This window comes from Pseudomonas sp. WMBT8, from assembly GCF_050916005.1.
Classification (GTDB): domain Bacteria; phylum Pseudomonadota; class Gammaproteobacteria; order Pseudomonadales; family Pseudomonadaceae; genus Aquipseudomonas.
Window position 1 is genome coordinate 614,207 of sequence record NZ_CP188096.1, and the last position, 20,351, is coordinate 634,557.

General features: G+C 58.9%; 17 protein-coding genes. 16 read left to right on the forward strand and 1 reads right to left on the reverse strand.

From position 1 onward, the window contains the following. The first annotated feature begins 6 nt into the window (after positions 1-6). From ACO77H_RS02580 to ACO77H_RS02620, 9 genes are all read left to right on the forward strand, one after another. Complete coding sequence (locus tag ACO77H_RS02580; protein ID WP_432754961.1) at positions 7-762, forward strand: DUF4123 domain-containing protein; 756 nt, start codon at positions 7-9, stop codon at positions 760-762. Next, on the forward strand, positions 759-1,253 hold the full coding sequence (locus ACO77H_RS02585; protein WP_432754962.1) for a YceK/YidQ family lipoprotein: 495 nt from the start codon (positions 759-761) through the stop codon (positions 1,251-1,253). Before ACO77H_RS02580 ends, ACO77H_RS02585 begins: the two co-directional genes overlap by 4 nt. Positions 1,254-1,334: 81 nt before the next feature. Continuing rightward, positions 1,335-1,847: a DUF3304 domain-containing protein gene (locus tag ACO77H_RS02590; RefSeq protein WP_432755731.1), complete on the forward strand. Its 513-nt coding sequence runs from the start codon at positions 1,335-1,337 to the stop codon at positions 1,845-1,847. A 170-nt stretch (positions 1,848-2,017) separates the two neighbouring features. Further along, complete coding sequence (locus ACO77H_RS02595; RefSeq protein ID WP_432755732.1) at positions 2,018-2,533, forward strand: DUF3304 domain-containing protein; 516 nt, start codon at positions 2,018-2,020, stop codon at positions 2,531-2,533. A 170-nt stretch (positions 2,534-2,703) separates the two neighbouring features. Beyond that, entirely contained in the window at positions 2,704-3,225 is a 522-nt protein-coding gene (locus ACO77H_RS02600) for a DUF3304 domain-containing protein (RefSeq protein ID WP_170042566.1), read from the forward strand. After that, on the forward strand, positions 3,213-5,561 hold the full coding sequence (locus ACO77H_RS02605) for a T6SS phospholipase effector Tle1-like catalytic domain-containing protein (protein WP_432754963.1): 2,349 nt from the start codon (positions 3,213-3,215) through the stop codon (positions 5,559-5,561). The genes ACO77H_RS02600 and ACO77H_RS02605 overlap by 13 nt, the downstream gene beginning before the upstream one ends. Continuing rightward, a complete protein-coding gene (locus tag ACO77H_RS02610; protein ID WP_170042475.1) occupies positions 5,558-5,821 on the forward strand; it encodes a PAAR domain-containing protein in 264 nt (87 codons plus the stop codon). Before ACO77H_RS02605 ends, ACO77H_RS02610 begins: the two co-directional genes overlap by 4 nt. A gap of 140 nt (positions 5,822-5,961) precedes the next feature. Beyond that, on the forward strand, positions 5,962-6,945 hold the full coding sequence (locus tag ACO77H_RS02615; RefSeq protein WP_432755733.1) for a hypothetical protein: 984 nt from the start codon (positions 5,962-5,964) through the stop codon (positions 6,943-6,945). After that, entirely contained in the window at positions 6,932-10,312 is a 3,381-nt protein-coding gene (locus tag ACO77H_RS02620) for an ImcF-related family protein (protein ID WP_432754964.1), read from the forward strand. Before ACO77H_RS02615 ends, ACO77H_RS02620 begins: the two co-directional genes overlap by 14 nt. Before the next feature lie 65 nt (positions 10,313-10,377). Here the strand turns inward: ACO77H_RS02620 and ACO77H_RS02625 are convergent, their stop codons facing one another. Next, positions 10,378-11,265, reverse strand: a complete 888-nt coding sequence (locus ACO77H_RS02625) for a LysR substrate-binding domain-containing protein (protein ID WP_169952161.1) — start codon at positions 11,263-11,265, stop codon at positions 10,378-10,380. A gap of 151 nt (positions 11,266-11,416) precedes the next feature. On the opposite strand from ACO77H_RS02625, the gene amaB reads away from it, so the two are divergent. From amaB to ACO77H_RS02660, 7 genes are all read left to right on the forward strand, one after another. Further along, positions 11,417-12,907: an L-piperidine-6-carboxylate dehydrogenase gene (gene amaB / locus ACO77H_RS02630; protein ID WP_432754965.1), complete on the forward strand. Its 1,491-nt coding sequence runs from the start codon at positions 11,417-11,419 to the stop codon at positions 12,905-12,907. A 152-nt stretch (positions 12,908-13,059) separates the two neighbouring features. Further along, a complete protein-coding gene (gene amaA / locus ACO77H_RS02635; RefSeq protein ID WP_170058613.1) occupies positions 13,060-14,343 on the forward strand; it encodes an L-pipecolate oxidase in 1,284 nt (427 codons plus the stop codon). A 389-nt stretch (positions 14,344-14,732) separates the two neighbouring features. Further along, positions 14,733-15,869, forward strand: coding sequence for a branched-chain amino acid ABC transporter substrate-binding protein (locus ACO77H_RS02640; protein WP_104911477.1), 1,137 nt, complete (start codon positions 14,733-14,735; stop codon positions 15,867-15,869). A 222-nt stretch (positions 15,870-16,091) separates the two neighbouring features. Then, entirely contained in the window at positions 16,092-17,006 is a 915-nt protein-coding gene (locus ACO77H_RS02645) for an ABC transporter permease subunit (protein WP_029300506.1), read from the forward strand. A gap of 2 nt (positions 17,007-17,008) precedes the next feature. After that, positions 17,009-18,286, forward strand: coding sequence for a high-affinity branched-chain amino acid ABC transporter permease LivM (livM, locus tag ACO77H_RS02650; RefSeq protein WP_169952152.1), 1,278 nt, complete (start codon positions 17,009-17,011; stop codon positions 18,284-18,286). Then, positions 18,283-19,158, forward strand: coding sequence for an ABC transporter ATP-binding protein (locus ACO77H_RS02655; protein ID WP_029300504.1), 876 nt, complete (start codon positions 18,283-18,285; stop codon positions 19,156-19,158). The genes livM and ACO77H_RS02655 overlap by 4 nt, the downstream gene beginning before the upstream one ends. Next, a complete protein-coding gene (locus ACO77H_RS02660; protein WP_029300502.1) occupies positions 19,155-19,871 on the forward strand; it encodes an ABC transporter ATP-binding protein in 717 nt (238 codons plus the stop codon). The genes ACO77H_RS02655 and ACO77H_RS02660 overlap by 4 nt, the downstream gene beginning before the upstream one ends. The last annotated feature ends 480 nt before the right edge of the window (positions 19,872-20,351 follow it).

A 20,351-nucleotide genomic window follows, 5' to 3' on the forward strand; every position in this document is an offset into this window, starting at 1 on the left:
AGGGGAATGCAGATGACAACACCTACTCAATGGCAAGAGCAGATCGAACAGGTATGTGCCAGCGTCGGCATCCAACAGGTTGATCTACTGCTCGACCAATCCGCTTGGAACAACTGCGCAGTACCTGCGCTGAAGATGTTGAGGCCAGAAGTTCCGTGGTTCTCACTGTTCAGCGGTACGCCCGAAGAAAACCTGCTGGATCAGGCCCCTCTGTTGATGCGTCTGGATCTGGCGCATTGGCAACATAAAGCCTGGTTGGAGGAGTTGATGACTCACTGCGCCGCCGATGCCAGGCTGGTGGTGGTGATCTCTCCATTACCCTTCGAGGCATTGAGCCACGCCCTGCAAGCCCTGTCGCAAATGCAGTGGGGTGGGCAGGCAGGCTTGTTGCGTTATTACGACCCGCGAATTTTTCCCTTGCTGATGTCGTCGATCCTGACCACTGACCAGCGTGGCGAATATCTGCAAACGGCCTGCTATTGGGGCTGGCTGGATCGGGATGATCAGTCGCAATGGTTGCAAGGTAATTGCCAGGTACATCAGGGCAGTATCGAAGTTAGCCCGTTCCTGGAGCTCAGCGATCAGCAATGCGATTTGATCGGTTGTATTGGAGATGCACAGAAACTGCTGGATGGCGGGAATTTTGATGGCTTGGAAGAGAGTCGGGAGCTGGTTTTCGCCTCTTTATATGCATTAGTCGTACAGGCCAGCCAGGAAAACTACTTTGGTGATTTGACAGAATACGTGAGGCTAAAACTGTGAGCTTCAAACAAGCAGCATTGGATGGTCAGTTTGTTCGGAATACAGAAAATTCGTTCAGGCAAGAGTTCGGTGTGCTGAAGCGATTGCTTTTGATCGCGTTGTTTGGCCTCGTAGCCATTACTGCCGGCTGCGGAACATTAGTTGAGCGAGGCGAGTCATCGAAAGTCTACAGTAACTCAGGTCACTACTATGCAGGTGTTCGATATGACTGGAGATTGCTTTCGTTGGAAGGCCGCGGTAGCTACGACTACGTACCTATGTTTTGTTATCTAAGCATAGTGTGCCTTTTTGCCACTCTGCTCAGTATGCCCGTAGATTTCGTGGTCGATACAGTGATGTTGTATAGCGATCATCAAAAAAAGATAGTCGAAGAACGAAAATTCAGTGCGTATCTTAGAGATAAATACTGCCTCGCGGACGGCGGGCCGGATGAAGTGGCACTCAAAAATTTGGGCCTTGATATGGGCTTCTGTTTTGGTGCGCGCAATTAGTAGTTCTGAAGTGACTGTTTGGTTACGTGCGCGACATTTTTAGTTTGGCTGTGATCATGGAAGTTTAAGGCTGTGAAATTAATGATGAGAAAATTGCTGATGCAAGGATTGTGTGGCTTGCTGGCCTTAATGTTATTCGGATGTTCCTCGGCGGATAACGAAATGGTGGGCGGAAATATACAGGCCGTCAACCATACCTTGAGTGCAATCAATTGGTTATCGGTCAATGGTTATAGAGCTGACGGAGGGGGCGGGCGATCTTGCTGCATTATCATGCCGATTAAATGGCGTCCTGGTTTGAAAGCTAATATCGAATGGGAAGTCGATCCTGATACTTTTGCTTACTCAAAATGGCCGTCGTTAGGAACTGATGGCTATCGAGCTGCACAAGCTAAACATAAAGCCAATTATCAGCACCACAGGGCCACAGTGGATATTCCGGAGTGGCCGGAAACTAAAAGATGTGGTCTGACTGTGCATTTTTTGGTCTGCAATAAGATAAAACTCACGAGTTCGTGCTGGGCACCTAGTTCACCCAATTATCCCATTAAAGACCCTATGGGAATGAAGGAGCCAGCCGTATGCCCGAAGTGAAAAATAACTCAGTGGCTAAAGCTTGGGCCCCTCCCAGGTTTCCTGTCAGTGGTCGTTTGCCTTCCGAGACGTCGGTGGTGACCGCCAATTACAAAAACAAACCTTGGAGTGACTATTTAGTTACGTGCGCAACATTTTTAGTTTGGTTGTGGTCAGGGAGGTTTAAGGCTATGAAATTAATGATGAGAAAATTGCTGATGCAAGGGTTGTGTGGCTTGTTGGCCTTAATGCTGTTCGGATGTTCCTCTGCGGATAACGAAATGGCGGCCGGAAATATACAGGCCGTCAACCATACCTTGAGTGCAATCAATTGGTTTTCGGTCAATGGTTACAGGGCCCATGGAGGAGGCGGGAGTTCGTGCTGCATCATCATGCCGACTAAGTGGCGACCTGGTTTGAAGGCTAATGTCGAGTGGGAAGTCGACCCTGACCCTTTTGCAAAAATGCCTCCTCTTGGAACAAAGGAATTTAAGGTTGCTATGGCTAAAGCGGAGTCTAGCTTCCAGCGTCACAGCGCCACAGTGGATATACCAGAGTGGCCAGGTACAGAGTCTTGTGATCTTAAGGTGCATTTTTTAGTCTGTAATCAGGTCAAAGTCACCACTTCTTGCTGGGGCTACGGCTCGCCGAACAACCCGATTAAAGAGCCTAAGCAAATGAAGGAGCCCGCTGTATGTCCGAAATGAAAAACAATTCCATAGCTAAAGCTTGGGCTCCTCCGGTTTTTCCTGTCAGTGGTCGTTTGCCTTCCGAGACGTCGGTGGTGACCGCCAATTACAAAAACAAACCTTGGAGTGACTATTTATTTACGTGCGCAACATTTTTAGTTTGGTTGTGGTCAGGGAGGTTTAAGGCTATGAAATTAATGATGAGAAAATTTCTGATGCAAGGGTTGTGTGGCTTGTTGGCCTTAATGCTATTCGGATGTTCCTCTGCGGATAACGAAATGGCGGCCGGAAATATACAGGCCGTCAACCATACCTTGAGTGCAATCAATTGGTTTTCGGTCAATGGTTACAGGGCCCATGGAGGAGGCGGGAGTTCGTGCTGCATCATCATGCCGACTAAGTGGCGACCTGGTTTGAAGGCTAATGTCGAGTGGGAAGTCGACCCTGACCCTTTTGCTTACTCAAAATGGCCGCCGTTAGGAACTGATGGCTATCGAGCCGCACAAGCTAAACATAAAGCCAATTATCAGCACCATAGAGTCACAGTGGAAATTCCGGAGTGGCCAGGTACAGAGTCTTGTGATCTTAAGGTGCATTTTTTAGTCTGTAATCAGGTCAAAGTCACAACTTCTTGCTGGGGCTACGGCTCGCCGAACAACCCGATTAAAGAGCCTAAGCAAATGAAGGAGCCCGCTGTATGTCCGAAATGAAAAGCAATTCCATAGCTAAAGCTTGGGCTCCTCCGGTTTTTCCTGTAAGTGGTCGTTTGCCGACGATAACTTCGGTGGTGGCCGCCAATTACAATAAACAAACTTTCGAGGAGAGCCGTTACCGTCAGGGGGTTAATTCCAGAGGGCAGAAGCGGCATTCCGACTGCTGTCATAGTCTGCATATCAGTCTATTTTTCGATGGCACCAACAATAACGACAGTAACGATACCAAGAGTAACCACCCCAGTAATATCGCCAAACTCTATCATGCGTCGATTCAAGACAATGATGCCAAGAGCAAAGGCTATTTTTCTTATTACATGCCGGGTGTCGGTACTCCGTTTCCCGAAATTGGTGAGCTGGATTACAGCGAAGGTGGGCTGAAATATGCCACTGGGGGTGAGGATCGCATCAACTGGGCGTTGGTGCAGGTAGCCAGTGCCCTGTCTTTCGCGCTTAACGATAAGAAAGAAATTGATAGGGCTATTGCCAAAACCAAGGTCCAGGCCATGAGCACCTTGAAGGCGCCTCTGATGAGTGCCCTAGGTCAAGGTAACCGGCGGCGGACGATGAACGAGTTATTGGCCCCCTTGCAGGCCAAAACGGAATTGGCCAAGCCTCGCGTGCTGGGGGTCAAACTGTTTGTGTACGGCTTCTCCCGAGGAGCAGCCGAGGCCCGTACTTTTGTCACCTGGCTGAGCCAGTTGTTCGACACCCCTGAGGGCGCCGAGCAACCTGTTGAAGAACTGGCGGGCTTACCCGTGAGCGTCGAATTTCTCGGTGTGCTGGACACCGTGGCCTCGGTGGGCATCGCCCATGCGGCCCCGTTTTTCGCCGGGCACATGGATTGGGCCGATGACACCCAGTTATTGCCGGATGCACAGCGCTTCCCGAAGCTGGTCAAGTGTTGCCGACATTTTGTCGCCGGCTTTGAGCAGCGCTCATGCTTCCCGCTGGATTCGATCCGGAACGAGAACGGCCAGTATCCGGCCAACACCTATGAGGTGGTTTACCCCGGTGTGCACTCCGATGTTGGCGGCGGCTACCCCGAAAATGACCAGGGCAAGGCCCGTGGTGGCACTGATGAACTGGTGTCGCAGATCGTTCTGCACGACCTATATGCCGCCGCATTTTCAGCAGGAGCGCCGCTGCAAGTGTTGGAAGCAGTACTGCCAAAAAGTCTGTTGTCGCAGGCGCAATGGCGAAGCATGGGGCGCGATACGTTACGGGAGTTCGACGTCAGCCCTGTAGTAATCGAACGCTTCAACGCCTGGCGGAGCAAAACCCTACCTGGTATCCCCGCCGACAAGTCCGTCGACAATCCCGCTGGGGAGTACACACCGCAGCTTCTGAGCACAACCGTAGAAGACACTCTGGCTGATCAATTGGGCTGGATCACCGGCTGGCGCATTGGCCGTTATGTTAATGACCTCAAGGATGATAACGACAGCTACAAACGCCAGCCGTATTTCACTCAGGCCAAAGAAGTCACGGCTTACATTGCGAGTGAAGAGCGCAAGGACTATGAAAAAGAAGTGGCAGGCCTGCCGCGTAAACGACTGGAAAACCCTAATCTCCCGGGCCCGCGGATCTACGAACCGACGATCGACCAGACCCAGCTCAGCCAGGCCGCCGCGGAATTCAAGAGTGATTACCTGGACACCAAGCGTGAACAGACTAATTGGAAAGGCACCGTTCTTGATGTGGTGCTGCGCGATGCGATTTACCTGCTCAACCAAAATGATGAGAGCAAAGACCACGCAACCCTCAGGGCCGAGGGCAAGCGGCGCAGTGAGCAACTGTTCCGTGACACTCAAGGCACGCCTAGCGCGGATCTGGACATGGCCCTGTTGGTGTCGTTGTTCGATGACCAGATACACGACTCTCGTGCCTGGTTCATGCACGATGCGTTGACAACACGGGAGATGTGGGCAGGTTACTTCTTTTATCGCATGACCTATTTTGGCAACGACAACAGCCGCGATCTGTCCCCGGTGGTTGTGGCCGGTCGCATAGTGGGCGTGGCGATGATTGCCGGGGCCACGGTGTATGGCATTAAGCGTGGTGGGGCACTGGGTGGACTTGGCGGCCTGGCGGGGGGCATAGGTGCGGCGACCATTGGTTATCAGGTAATCGATAAAGCCACTGGCTTGGCGATGCCGTTCCTGCCGGGCGCCGAGAAACTCCTGCAACCGACCCGCCATATCGGCCAGGTGGTGGCCGAACAGAAGCGCCAGATCTCGCTGGATGACTATATGCAGCGTATCGAGCAGACCAGTGCGATGTTGCGCAAGACGGGCAGCTTGGTCGAGCAGGTGAAGGCGGTGGTCTCATGATGCCTCTGGTACGGCTGGGCGACCCATTGCACCCCTTCGGCGGTGAGGTGTTATCGGGACACTACGAAGCCTTCGGCAAACCAGTGGCCTGTGTAGACGATCAAGTCCGCTGCAATTTGCATGGCATGACGCACATTATTGAAGGTACCTCGATTTCTACCATGGACGGCAAACCTGTGGCGCTGGATGGCCATCGTTGCGCGTGCGGTTGCCAGTTGGTCAGCACCTTGGCGGCAACTTTTATGAGTGTCGCGCCATGAATGGCCCCCCTGAATACCCTGGCTCTATCGAACCGGACGCACCACGCTGGGGACGCTGGTGGCTGGGGTTAGTGCTGCTGTGGGGGACGCAGTCGGCAGTCTTGCTGCTGGTGTGGCCCCAGGAGCAACCGCGCCTGGAGCTGTGGCTGTGGAGTGCAGTGCTGCCGCTGTGCTGGGCGTTGGTGCTGGCGGTGCGTGTGGTGGTGTGGCAGATCGAGCTGTTCAATCGCACGGTGTATCTGCGTACGCTGGAGACCGCCATACAGCGTTGGTGGCAATGGCGCTCTCTCGGGCTACCGGTGCAGGACGTGTTGTTACTGGGACCTGCGGGTGATGTGCAAACCGATTACCGCAACTTGATGAAAGACGTCCCGCTGTCTAAGCCTTTGGCGACACCCGGCGCCACGCATCTCATGTTGCGTTGTCCGTTGTCGATGAGTGCTCTCACCGAGCGTGCCCCGGCCCTGGCCCGGCATTTGGCTCGCTTGACCCTGGCGCTCCCAGGGCTGGTCGAGGGCTGGTCGCAACTGCGGGCGATTGCATGGGTAGGAGATGAGAGCAGCCAGGCTGCTTTCGCTGATGCGCTGGCCCGGGCGGGCGTGGTGTTGCCCGAGGCCCGTTTGTCATTACAGAACCTGACTGATTTGGATGACCTGATCGATACCTTCCACCGCGATTGCTGTGGCGAGAACGATTGGCTGTTGTGCGCCGGTGTGGTGTCGGTGGAGAGCGCAGACGAGGGTGAGCTGACCGGTGAAGCCGGCTTCCTCTGGCGGGCAAGCCGACAGGGCCGGCAGTTGTTGCATCGCGGTGAATACCTGGCGAGCGAGTCTCCTGTCGAACTCTGTACACAGATGCAGCGTTACGCCGGGCTGCAATCTCCTCCGACCACCTGCCTGGCACTGGATAAAACCAGCCAGGCAGCGTTTGTAGAGGGCGGTTGGTCAGCGGTGGGGCATCAACTGGCCGGGCAGTGGGGCGTGCTGGCGCACCTTGCGCCATTTATCGGGATGTCCCTGGCATTGCTGCAGGCGGGAGAGGCGGGTCAGCCCTGTGGTTGGCTGAGCCAGGATGGAAACAAACGATTGGCGATTGGAGTGGCGGTGCCTCATGGCAACAGTTAAAGACGTAGGTAAGGGCTCTTTGGTGCGCGTGGGGTTGGGCTATCTACTGATCATGACGCTGCTGGTGCTGCTCGGTGGCCTGTTGTATGGCTTGTGTGGCGGCTATCTGGGCTGGCCGAAAATTCCGATCAAGCACTTACTGCTGTGGGGCCTGGGGTTGTGGTTCGCGTTCTGCTGGTTCTGCCCGGTCATTTTGCTGGCATGGGATCGTCTGGCGCTTCGCCAGGCACGGCGGGTTGTGGGTGCGGACGCTGAGACGCCGAACTTGCGATTGAACCCGGAACCGACATCGCCAGACGCGGCAAAGGTAGGAGAGCTGCGCGAGCACCTGCGCGAATGCTACGGCTTCTTCTGGCGCCGCAAAGTCCGCCTCCTATTGGTCCTCGGCGAACCCGCGCAAGTCGAAGCCATAGCCCCGACCCTGGCCGATAAACGCTGGCTGGAAGGCCAAGGCATCGTGCTCTTGTGGGGCGGTAGTGCCCAGTCGACGCGGGACCAATCATTCCCTACACAATGGGCTGGCCTCAGCCGCTGGCGCGCACTGGACGGCGTGGTCTGGGCGCTGAACAACACCCAGGCCGCCGATGATGCCGCAATCGCGGCGGGCATTCATCAGTTGCAGCGCCTGGCCCGCAGCCTGAGCTGGCAGTTGCCGTTGCACCTGTGGCATGTCTGCGACAGCGCATGGTCTCAGGCTACTCGCAAGGCACGCCCGGTCGGTTGCCTGTTGCCTGCACGTTTAACGGCGGCGGCGTTGGAAACCTCTCTGTCTCGGTTGCTGGAGCCATTGCGCCGCGAGGGCCTGGCGCAGATGAATGGTGAGATGAGCCATGACTTCCTGCTACGCCTGTCGCGGGACTTACAGGGCGAGGGAATTGCCCGTTGGCGTCACACGCTGGCCCCTCTGGCCGGTGAGTTTGCCCGTGGCGTGCCGTTACGCGGGTTGTGGTTCAGCCTGCCGGTGCAGCGTACTCAGCGCGATGCTCAACATGTTTGGCCGGCCGCGCCGGTGTGGCACGGCGTGCTGGACGATAAAGCCAGTGGCCGTCGGCTGGGCTGGAGTGTTCCGCGTGTCGCCTATGTATTGATACTGGGACTGGCGACGCTGTGGGGCGCCGGTCTGTTGCTGTCGTTTGTCAGCAACCGGGTGCAGCTTGCCCAGGTGCAGGCCTCGTTGGCGACCTTGGAGCAACCGGGCAACGGTGATGCGCAACTGACTGCGCTCAATGACCTGGTGCGCGAACTCTCCCGCCTGGATTATCGCGCCGAACACGGTGTGCCCTGGTATCAGCGTTTCGGTCTGAACCAGAACCCGGATTTGTTCGAGGTGGTGTGGCCGCGTTATGTCGAAGTCAACAACCGTTTGATGCGTGACCCGGCGGCGGCCAATTTGCAGCGCCAGCTCAACGCCTTGATCAGCCTGCCACCGGGCAGCGAGCAACGGGCCGAGCGGGCTCAGAGTGCCTACGAGCAATTGAAGGCGTATCTGATGCTGGCACGCCCGCAAAAAGCCAATGCGGTCTTTCTGACCAAAGCCTTGAGCAACGCCGAGCCGTCGCGCGTTGGCGTATCGCCGGGGCTGTGGCAAGGTCTGTCGCCAACGCTGTGGCAGTTCTATGGCGAGCATCTGGCGGCGCATCCTGAATGGGCCATCAAGGCTGACCCGACGCTGGTAGCACTGACCCGGCAAGTGCTGCTCGGCCAGTTGGGCCAGCGTAATGCCGAGACCAGCCTGTACCAGCAAGTCCTCGACCTGGCTGCTAACCAATACCCTGACATGGGGGTGCAAAACATGGTCGGTGAGACCGACGTCCTGGCGCTGTTCTACACCGAAGCCAGCGTGCCGGGCGTGTTCACCCGCCAAGCCTGGGAAGGCCAAGTGCGCCAGGCCATCGACGAAATCGCCGAGGCGCGCCGCGAGGAAATTGACTGGGTGCTCAGCGACAAGCAAACCGACATCGCCGCTGAGTTGACGCCGGAGGTGCTCAAGGAGCGTCTTACCGAGCGTTACTTTTTGGACTACGCCAATGCCTGGCTGGATTTTCTCAACACCTTGCGCTGGCATCAGGCTGACAGCCTGCCCGATGTGATCGACCAGTTAACCCTGATGACCGATGTGCGCCAGTCGCCGTTGATTGCACTGATGAACACCCTGGCCTATCAGGGCCAAGCCGGGACGCGTACGCAGGCATTGGCCGACTCGCTGATCAAGTCCGCACAAAAGCTGATCGACCAGGACAAGGTGCCGGTGATCGACCAGCAAACTCAGACGCCACGTAGCCCGCTGGATGCCACCTTCGGTCCGCTGCTGATGTTGCTGGGCAAAGACCCGGAGGGCAAGGCTGATAACGACCGGTTGAGCCTGCAAGCGTTTCTCACTCGGGTCACGCGGGTACGTTTGAAATTGCAGCAAGTGAGCAATGCGCCCGACCCGCAGGAAATGACCCAGGCCTTGGCGCAGACCGTATTTCAGGGCAAAAGCGTCGACCTGACAGATACCCAGTCTTACGGCAGCCTGATTGCCTCCAGCCTGGGCGCGGAGTGGGGTGGCGTCGGCCAGACGCTGTTCGTGCAGCCGTTGCAGCAAGCCTGGCAACGGGTGCTGCAACCGTCAGCGGCAGGGCTCAACAATCAATGGCAACGGGCGGTGGTCACCGACTGGCAAGGCGCCTTCGCCGGTCGTTACCCTTTTGCAAACACCGCCAGCGACTCCTCGTTGCCGATGCTGGGGCAGATGATCCGCGCCGACTCCGGGCGCATCGAGCAGTTTTTGCAACGCCAACTGCGCGGCGTATTGCGCAAGGAAGGCAGTCGTTGGGTGGCCGATCCGCGTCACAGCCAGGGGTTGCGTTTCAACCCGCAGTTCCTGGCGGCGATCAACCAGCTCAGTCATTTGGCGGATGTGATCTACACCGATGGCGGCATGGGCTTGAGTTTCGATCTACAAGGCAAACCGGTGCGTGATGTAGTGCAAACCACCTTCGTGCTCAATGGCGAACAGCACCAGTATTTCAACCAGCGCGAAATCTGGCAGCGCTTCAACTGGCCGGGCCGCAGCGACCACCCGGGGGCCAGCCTGAGCTGGACCAGCATTCATACCGGCGAGCGTCTGTTCGGCGACTTCCAGGGCACTTGGGGCCTGATCCGCCTGCTGGAAAAAGCCCAAATCACGCATCTGGACGATGGTGACAGCCACTATCGTATGGTGCTGAAGGCCCCAGACGGCGCAAGCCTGACCTGGAACCTGCGCACGGAACTAGGCGCAGGGCCGTTGGCCTTGCTGCAATTGCGTGACTTCACCTTGCCGCAGCAGATATTTCTGAGTGAGGGCGCTGTAGAGGTGCCCTATGCGCAGATTGATCGGTAGTGGTTTTGGAGAGCGGGGCTTGCTGCGGATGGTTTGCTATCCCGCTCTAGCCGCAGACACTTTGCTCACTTCTGCTCCATCATCCACTTCACAAAATCCCGCACCTTGGGCACCTCCGCCGAATGCTCCGGGTACGCCAGGTAGTACGCGTCCTGGCTGGGCAGTGCGTGCTGCCAGGGGATCACCAACTTGCCGTCTGCCAGCTCTTCTTCCACCAGAAAACGCGGCAGGAGCGCCACGCCACAGCCCACCTGGGCGGCGCGGATGCACATATAGAAGGTGTCAAAGCGCGGCCCGTGGTAGCTGTGTTCGGTCTGGTAGCCGAGGCTGGCGAACCAGTCGTGCCAGCCCTGGGGGCGTGAGGCGTTTTGCAGCAGCACCAGTTCGCTCAGTTGCGTCGGGTCGCGCAAGGGCAGGGCCGGCAGGCTCTCGGGGGCGCACACCGGCACCAGTTCCTCGCTGAACAGCTTGAGGCTCTCGGTGCCGGGCCTTGCGCCTGCGCCGAAGTAGAAGGCCAGGTCGGCCTTGCCTTGCAGCAACTCGTCTGGCGTCTGTTCGTTGCACAGGTCCAGGTGGATCTGCGGGTGGCGCAGGCGCCAGCCCTTGAGACGTGGCACCAGCCAGCGCGCGCCAAAGGTGTAGGGCGTGGACACCCGTAGTACTTCGGTCTCGCCGCCGTAGGAGCGCAGGTAGTGGGTCGACATCTCCACCTGGCTCAGGATCTTGCGCACTTCCACCAGGTACAGGTCGCCCGCCGGGGTCATCTGCAAGCGCCGACGCACCCGGCGAAACAGCAGGTGCTGCAGCAACTCTTCCAATTGCGCGACCTGCTTGCTGACGGCGCTCTGCGTGAGGTTCAGCTCCTCGGCGGCACGGGTGAAACTCAGGTGGCGGGTCACGGCCTCGAAGCATTGCAGCGCGGTGATCGAGGGCAAATGTCTTTTATTGAGCACGGCATGCCTCTTTTTGTTTTGCATGAATAAACGGAATGATATCTCGCCTAATCGTCGTTTGTTGGCAAGTCCTGGGCCAGCTACAAATAAGGCCTGGATCGTCGTGCGGGCTGCGGCGCATTTTTTTGTTGATGGATTGAAGGAGTGACCCATGGTTGCCGCATTGCTTGATCGTCTGGGGGTAGACCCGGCGTTGTACCAGGCGGGGAAACAGCCCGTGCATTCCCCTATCGATGGCAGCCGCATTGCCAGTGTGCACTGGGAAGGCGCCGCCGAGGTCGAGCAGCAGGTCAGTCGTGCCGAGCATGCATTCGACGCCTGGCGCAAGGTGCCGGCGCCCCGTCGCGGTGAACTGGTGCGCCAGTTCGGCGACCTTTTGCGTGAGTACAAGGCCGACCTGGGCGAGTTGGTGTCGTGGGAAGCCGGCAAGATCACCCAGGAAGGCCTGGGGGAAGTGCAGGAAATGATCGATATCTGCGACTTCGCCGTGGGCCTGTCGCGCCAGTTGTATGGCCTGACCATCGCCTCCGAGCGCCCTGGCCACCATATGCGTGAAACCTGGCACCCGCTGGGCGTGGTGGGCGTGATCAGCGCCTTCAACTTCCCGGTCGCAGTGTGGGCGTGGAATACCGCGCTGGCGCTGGTGTGCGGCAACGCGGTGATCTGGAAACCCTCGGAAAAGACCCCGCTCACCGCACTGGCCTGCCAGGCCTTGTTCGAGCGGGTGGCGAAAAACTTCAGCGATGCACCACCGTACCTCAGCCAGGTGGTCATTGGCGGGCGCGATGCCGGCGCCGCCCTGGTGGACGACCCGCGCGTGGCGCTGATCAGCGCCACTGGCAGCACGCGCATGGGCCGCGAAGTGGCGCCCAAGGTTGCCGCGCGGTTCGCCCGCAGCATTCTGGAGTTGGGCGGCAATAACGCGATGATCCTCGGCCCCAGCGCCGACCTGGACATGGCCGTGCGCGCCATCCTGTTCAGCGCGGTCGGTACCGCAGGCCAGCGCTGCACCAGCCTGCGCCGGCTGATCGCCCACGAGTCGGTCAAGGATGAAATCGTCACGCGCCTCAAGGCCGCGTATTCCAAGGTGCGCATCGGCCATCCTCTGGAAGGCAATCTGGTCGGCCCGCTGATCGACAAGCACAGCTTTGAAAACATGCAGGACGCCCTGGAGCAGGCCCTGAGCGAAGGCGGCAAGGTGTTTGGCGGCAAGCGTCAGTTGCAGGACCAGTTCCCCAACGCTTACTACGTGGCGCCGGCCATCGTCGAAATGCCTGAGCAGAGCGATGTGGTGTGCAGCGAAACTTTCGCGCCGATTCTCTATGTAGTGAGCTACAAGGACTTCACCGAGGCGCTGCGTTTGAACAACGCTGTGCCGCAGGGCCTGTCGTCGTGCATCTTTACGACCGATGTGCGCGAGGCCGAGCAGTTCATGTCGGCGGTGGGCAGTGATTGCGGGATCGCCAACGTCAATATCGGGCCGAGTGGCGCGGAGATCGGTGGCGCGTTTGGCGGCGAGAAAGAAACCGGTGGCGGGCGTGAATCGGGTTCGGATGCCTGGCGCGGATACATGCGCCGGCAGACCAACACTGTGAACTATTCGCTGGAGCTGCCGTTGGCCCAGGGTATTACCTTCGACTGAGCCTCCAGCCGAAATGCGGTCAATGTGGGAGCTGGCTTGCCGGCGATAGCGGTATTGAATTCACCATCGTCATCGCTGGCAAGCCAGCTCCCACATTCGATTGGGTTCGCAATTCAGAATAAGAGTTGTTTGTTAGATCCCGGAGTCTGGCAATGCCATTACGCGAAGCGTGTTTGTGGGAACAACTGACCCCTGGCCGGCCGGATCGCGCAGCACTCGCGGGCGAGGTCAAGGTGGATGTGTGTGTGATCGGCGCCGGTATCACCGGTTTGTCGGCGGCCATCCACCTGCTGGAGCAAGGTAAAAGTGTCTGCGTGCTGGAGGCCCATCGCACCGGCCATGGCGGTTCTGGGCGCAACGTGGGGCTGGTCAACGCCGGGATGTGGATCCCTCCGGATGAGATCGAGGCTGGTTTCGGCACGGCGGTGGGCAGCCAGCTCAACCGGATGCTTGGCGCAGCGCCGTCCCTGGTGTTCAGCCTGATCGACAAGTACAGGATAGATTGCCAACTGCGCCGCGAGGGCACGTTGCACATGGCGCACAACGCCCGTGGCGAAGCCGACCTGCGCAGCCGCGAGCAACAATGGAAGCGCCGTGGCGCGCCCGTGGAGCTGCTGACCGGTGCTGCGTGCGAGCAGGCCACCGGCACCCAAAAGATCGCCGCCGCCTTGCTCGACCGGCGTGCCGGCACCTTGAACCCGATGGCCTACACCAGTGGCCTGGCCAATGCCGCAGTGGGCCTGGGTGGGCAGTTGTTCGATCATTCACCGGTGACCCAACTGGAGCGCCAGGGCCAATCCTGGTCTGTGCAAACGGCCCAGGGCGCGGTGCAGGCTGCACAAGTGGTGATCGCCTCCAATGCCTACACCGAAGGCGAGTGGACCGAGTTGCGGCGCAATTTTTTCCCCGGTTACTACTATCAGGTGGCCTCGGTGCCCCTGAGCGGTGATGCTGCGCAGCAAATCCTGCCGGGCGGCCAGGGTTCCTGGGATACCCGCCAGGTGCTGAGCAGCATCCGCCGCGATGCCGATGGGCGGTTGTTGCTGGGCAGCCTGGGCAATGGCAACCAGAAACCCACCTGGTTTCTCAAGGCCTGGGCCGACCGCGTGCAGCAGCACTATTTCCCATTTCTCAAGGCGGTGGACTGGGAATACACCTGGACCGGCTGCATCGCTTTCACCCCAGACCATCTGATGCGTCTTTTCGAGCCGGCGCCCGGTTTGGTGGCAGTCACTGGTTACAACGGGCGTGGGGTGACCACTGGCAGCGTGGTGGGCAAGGCATTTGCCGATTATTTGTGCCACCAGGACCCCAAGGCCCTGCCGATTCCGTTTGCGCCGATGCAGCCGCTGGCCGGCGTGGGCCTGCGCAGTTGCCTGTACGAGGCCGGATTCTCGCTGTACCACGCGGGCCAATGCCTGCGAATTGTCATCTGATCAGCGAAATACCCTTCAAAAGCCGGCATTTTCTTAGCCGGCTACTAATCTGTATTGGTGCGAGTCGTAGCAGTGACGCACTGTAAATGTGCACTTCCGTTACGCGCATGGTTACAGATGCTCGAAGGGGCGCTTGATGGCTGGCTGACATCAGTCCAATGGGCGGGTTTCACTCTTTCGGGCCAGTGGTTGCACCTCTGCGTTCCAGAGGGTTGCACGTCCCGCCAAAAAGGCACCGAAACGCCTGTAATAACAATGACACCGTGTCTTTTTGAAATATAAAAACGCAATGGCACGCCGCTTGCTCTCAGCTTTCCAGTGAAGGTTTCAAGTGAAAGTTTGAAGTGAAATTGCAGTGCCCATTCAACAAAAAACTCGGAGCACCACTCATGTCCCAGACGTTTTACAAGAAAGGTTTCCTGGCCCTCGCGGTAGCTGCCGCGCTGGGCGTTTCTACGTTTGTTCAAGCTGATGTGAAGATTGGCGTGGCGGGGCCGATGACCGGTGCCAACGCTGCCTTCGGTGAGCAGTACATGAAAGGTGCCCAGGCGGCGGCCGATGTGATCAACAAGGCGGGCGGGATCAACGGCGAGCAGATCAAGCTGGTGGCCGGTGACGACGCGTGCGAACCCAAGCAGGCCGTAGCCGTGGCCAACCGCCTGGCCGACCAGGACAAAGTGATCGGCGTGGTCGGGCACTTCTGCTCGTCGAACACCATTCCAGCCTCCGAGGTGTACGACGAAGCGGGCATCATCGCAATCACTCCAGGCTCCACCAACCCCCAAGTGACCGAGCGTGGCCTGGGCGCCATGTTCCGCATGTGCGGGCGGGATGACCAGCAGGGCATCGTGGCCGGCGACTACATCGTCGACGTGCTCAAGGGCAAGAAAGTCGCGGTCATCAACGACAAGGACACCTACGGCAAAGGCCTGGCCGATGCCACCGCAGCCCAACTGACCAAGCGCGGCGTCAAGCCGGTGCTCGAAGAAGGCCTGACCCGTGGCGAGAAAGACTTCAGCGCCCTGGTGACCAAGATCCGTTCGCTGGGCGCCGATGTCGTGTACTTCGGCGGCCTGCACCCGGAAGCCGGCCCACTGGTGCGCCAGATCCGTGAAGCGGGCCTCAAAGACGTCAAGTTCATGTCTGACGATGGTGTGGTGACCGACGAACTGGTGGCGACCGCCGGTGGTGCGCAATACGTCGATGGCGTCTACATGACCTTCGGCGCCGACCCGCGCCTGCTGCCAGACAGCAAGGCCGTGGTGGAAGAGTTCCGCAAAAATGGCACCGAGCCTGAAGGCTACACCCTGTACGCCTACGCCTCGATCCAGGCCCTGGCGGCCGGCTTCAACGGCGCCAAGTCCAACAAGGGTGAAGACGCGGCCAAGTGGCTCAAGGCCAACCCGGTGCAAACCGTGATGGGCAAGAAGGAATGGGATACCAAGGGTGACCTGAAGGTCTCCGACTACGTGGTGTACCAGTGGGACAAGGACGGCAAGTACCACCAGTTGGAAAAGCAGAAGTAATCAACCAGCCACCGCCGACCCCTTGTGGGAGCCGGGCTTGCCCGCGATGACGGACTGACAGCCAGCACCTGTGTTGAATGTGAGACCGCTATCGCCGGCAAGCCAGCTCCCACACTGGATCGCGGTTGCCCGGGCCATTGCGTCCGGCACCAGATCTGTTTTTTCCTCCAGAAGGGCCGCACGCCCAAGGGTGTGCAGGTTCTCACCGCGTGAGATTGCGTTATGGATGGTATTTTCCTGCAGCAACTGGTCAACGGCCTGACCCTCGGGTCGGTCTATGGCCTGATCGCCATCGGCTACACAATGGTCTATGGCATCATTGGCATGATCAACTTCGCCCATGGCGAGGTTTACATGATTTCCGCTTACCTCGCGGCGATCAGTCTGGCACTGCTGGCTTATTTCGGCCTCGAATCCTTCCCGCTGCTCATTCTCGGCACCCTGATATTCACCGTCGTCGTCACCGGCGTCTATGGTTGGGTCATCGAGCGTGTCGCCTACAAACCGTTGCGCAACTCCACTCGCCTGGCCCCGCTGATCAGCGCCATCGGGATCTCGCTGATCCTGCAGAACTACGCGCAGATCGCCCAGGGCGCCAAGCAACAAGGCATTCCCACCCTGCTGGCCGGCGCCTGGCGCGTCGATATCGGCACCGGGTTCGTACAGTTGACCTACACCAAGGTCTTCATCCTGGTCGCGGCCTTTGCCGGCATGGCGCTGCTGACCTACATCATCAAGTACACCAAGCTCGGCCGCATGTGCCGCGCGACCCAGCAAGACCGCAAGATGGCCTCGATCCTGGGGATCAACACCGACCGCGTGATCTCCTACGTCTTTGTCATCGGTGCCGCCATGGCGGCCCTGGCCGGTGTGCTGATCACCCTGAACTACGGCACGTTCGACTTCTATGCCGGCTTTATCATCGGCATCAAGGCATTTACCGCAGCGGTACTCGGCGGCATCGGCTCCCTGCCTGGGGCGATGCTGGGCGGGATTATCCTGGGGATTTCCGAGTCGCTGTTCTCGGGGTTGATCAACTCTGACTACAAAGACGTGTTCAGTTTCTCCCTGCTGGTGGTGATTCTGATTTTCCGTCCCCAGGGCCTGCTTGGTCGCCCGCTCGTGGCGAAGGTGTAAACATGTCTGCTGCCAAATCTATCGATATCAAGAAAAGTGTGGTCGATGCGGTCCTCGCCGGGCTGATTTCCCTGATCGTATTCGGCCCCATCGTCGGCGTGGTCCTGGACGGCTACAGCTTCAACCTGGAACCGGCCCGCGTCGGCTTGCTGGTGGCCATCGTCATGGCCGGGCGCCTGCTCATGAGCCTGTTCCTGCAAACCCCCAAGGGCTTGAAGATTCTCCAGGGTTTTGAAAGCTCGGGCTCTGGCGTGCATGTGCTGGCGCCGGACTACAAGTCGCGGCTGCGCTGGATCATCCCGGCGCTGATCGTGATCGCCATTGTCTTTCCGTTTTTCGCCAACAAATACCTGCTGACCGTGGTGATCCTCGGGCTGATCTACGTGTTGCTGGGCCTGGGCCTGAACATCGTGGTCGGCCTGGCCGGGCTGCTTGACCTGGGTTACGTGGCGTTCTACGCCATCGGCGCCTACGGCCTGGCCCTGGGTTACCAATACCTCGGGCTGGGGTTCTGGACGGTGCTGCCGCTGGCGGCCATCGCTGCTGCGCTGGCGGGGTGCATCCTCGGGTTCCCGGTGTTGCGAATGCACGGTGACTACCTGGCCATCGTGACCCTGGGTTTTGGTGAAATCATCCGCCTGGTGCTCAATAACTGGCTGTCGTTTACCGGCGGGCCAAACGGTATGCCGGTGCCATCGCCGACGTTCCTCGGCCTGGAGTTCGGCCGGCGTGCCAAGGAGGGCGGGGTGCCGTTCCATGAGTTCTTCGGCATCGCCTACAACCCCAACGTGAAGTTCCTGTTCATCTACATCGTGCTGTTTCTGGTGGTGCTGCTGGTGCTGTACATCAAGCATCGCCTGACCCGCATGCCAGTGGGCCGCGCCTGGGAAGCCTTGCGCGAGGATGAAATCGCTTGCCGTTCCATGGGCCTGAACCACGTACTGGTCAAGCTCTCGGCCTTCACCATCGGCGCTTCGACGGCCGGCCTGGCCGGGGTGTTCTTTGCCAGTTACCAGGGCTTCGTCAACCCGTCTTCGTTCACCTTCTTCGAGTCGGCGCTGATCCTCGCCATCGTGGTACTGGGTGGCATGGGCTCGACGGTGGGCGTGGTCATTGCCGCGTTCGTGCTGACCGTGGCGCCTGAACTGCTGCGCAGCTTCTCCGAGTACCGGGTGTTGCTGTTTGGCGTGTTGATGGTGGTGATGATGATCTGGCGGCCACGCGGCCTGATCCGGATCAGCCGTACCGGTGTGACACCACGCAAGGGGGTAGCGCCATGAGCAAGGAAGTTGTCCTCAACGTGGAACACCTGATGATGCACTTCGGTGGCATCAAGGCCTTGAGCGATGTGAGCCTCAAGGTCGAACGCAACTCGATCTTCGCCCTGATCGGCCCCAACGGCGCCGGCAAGACCACGGTGTTCAACTGCCTGACCGGCTTTTATACGGCCAGTGGCGGCAAGATCGAACTCAACATCCGCGGCAAGCAGACCAACGTGATCCAGTTGCTCGGCGAGCGCTTCAAGCCTACCGACTTCGTGTCGCCCAAGAGCTTTTTCAGTCGGGTGTACTACAAGATGTTCGGCGGCACCCACCTGGTGAACCGCGCAGGCCTGGCCCGTACGTTCCAGAACATTCGCCTGTTCAAGGAAATGTCGGTGGTGGAAAACCTGCTGGTGGCCCAGCACATGTGGGTCAACCGCAACATGCTGGCGGGCATTCTCAACACCAAGGGCTACCGCAAGGCAGAAAGCGACGCACTGGACCACGCCTTTTACTGGCTGGAAGTGGTGGATTTGGTGGACTGCGCCAACCGCCTGGCTGGCGAACTGTCCTACGGCCAGCAGCGCCGCCTGGAAATCGCCCGTGCCATGTGCACCCGGCCGCAGATCATCTGCCTGGACGAACCGGCAGCTGGCCTCAACCCCCAGGAAACCGAAGCCCTTAGTGCGATGATTCGCCTGCTGCGCGACGAACACGACCTCACAGTGGTACTGATCGAGCACGACATGGGCATGGTGATGAGTATTTCCGACCACATCGTGGTGCTGGACCACGGCAACGTCATTGCCGAGGGCGGGCCGGAAGCGATCCGTAACGACCCGAAAGTGATCGCGGCCTACCTGGGCGCCGATGAGGAGGAGCTGGTATGACGACGCCTATCCTCGAAATGAAGGACCTGGACGTGTTCTATGGCCCGATCCAGGCCCTGAAGAAAGTCTCGCTGCACATCGACGAGGGCGAAACCGTGAGCCTGATCGGCTCCAACGGCGCGGGCAAGTCCACGCTGCTGATGTCGATCTTCGGCCAGCCGCGTGCCGAGTCCGGGCAGATCCTCTATCAGGGCGTGGACATTACCCACAAGTCGTCCCACTACATCGCCTCCAACGGCATCGCCCAGTCCCCGGAAGGGCGGCGGGTGTTCCCCGACATGACCGTCGAGGAAAACCTGCTGATGGGCACCATCCCCATTGGCGACAAGCACGCCAGCGAGGATATGCAGCGCATGTTCGAGCTGTTTCCACGGCTCAAGGAGCGGCGTAACCAGCGGGCCATGACCATGTCCGGTGGCGAGCAGCAAATGCTCGCCATTGCCCGGGCGTTGATGAGCCGGCCCAAGCTGTTGCTGCTCGATGAGCCGAGCCTGGGCCTGGCACCGATTGTGGTGAAGCAGATCTTTGCCACCTTGCGCGAACTGGCGGCTACCGGGATGACCATCTTTCTGGTGGAGCAGAACGCCAACCACGCGCTGCGCCTGTCTGACCGGGCGTATGTGATGGTCAACGGCGAAATCCGTTTGACTGGCAGTGGCAAGGAGCTACTGGTGAACGAGGAAGTGCGCAACGCCTACCTCGGCGGGCACTAACCCGCCATCACCCTAGGCGCCGGCTTGTGTGGGAACTGGCTTGCCTGCGATGCAGACACCTCGGTATTTCAGGTACACCGAGGTGATGCCATCGCGGGCAAGCCCGGCTTCCACATAAAGCGGGCGCCTACATTTTTCGGTAGTCCGCAGGCCTTCCGGCAAATTGTGGAAAACAAATCCACACACCTCCCAAAGCGCGACATATAGCCGCCGCAAATCCCTGTTTTGTCACACAAATGACTTGTCCCCATCCACTGTGGAACCGGCTGTGGGTAACATGGGAGTAGCTGGCTGTACGCCTTTATCTACGGGGCTTACAGCGTGGTGGCTGTTTTTTGATCAGGGGCTTTTTCGGGAGGTGCCGCAGGTTTTGTCAACCTGTTCATAGACACAGGTATATGACCGGAACATGACCTGCAAGCCTGTGGATAAGTCTGTGGTTAAACTCTGGAAAGACGTGTGCAGGGGCCGGATTTACTG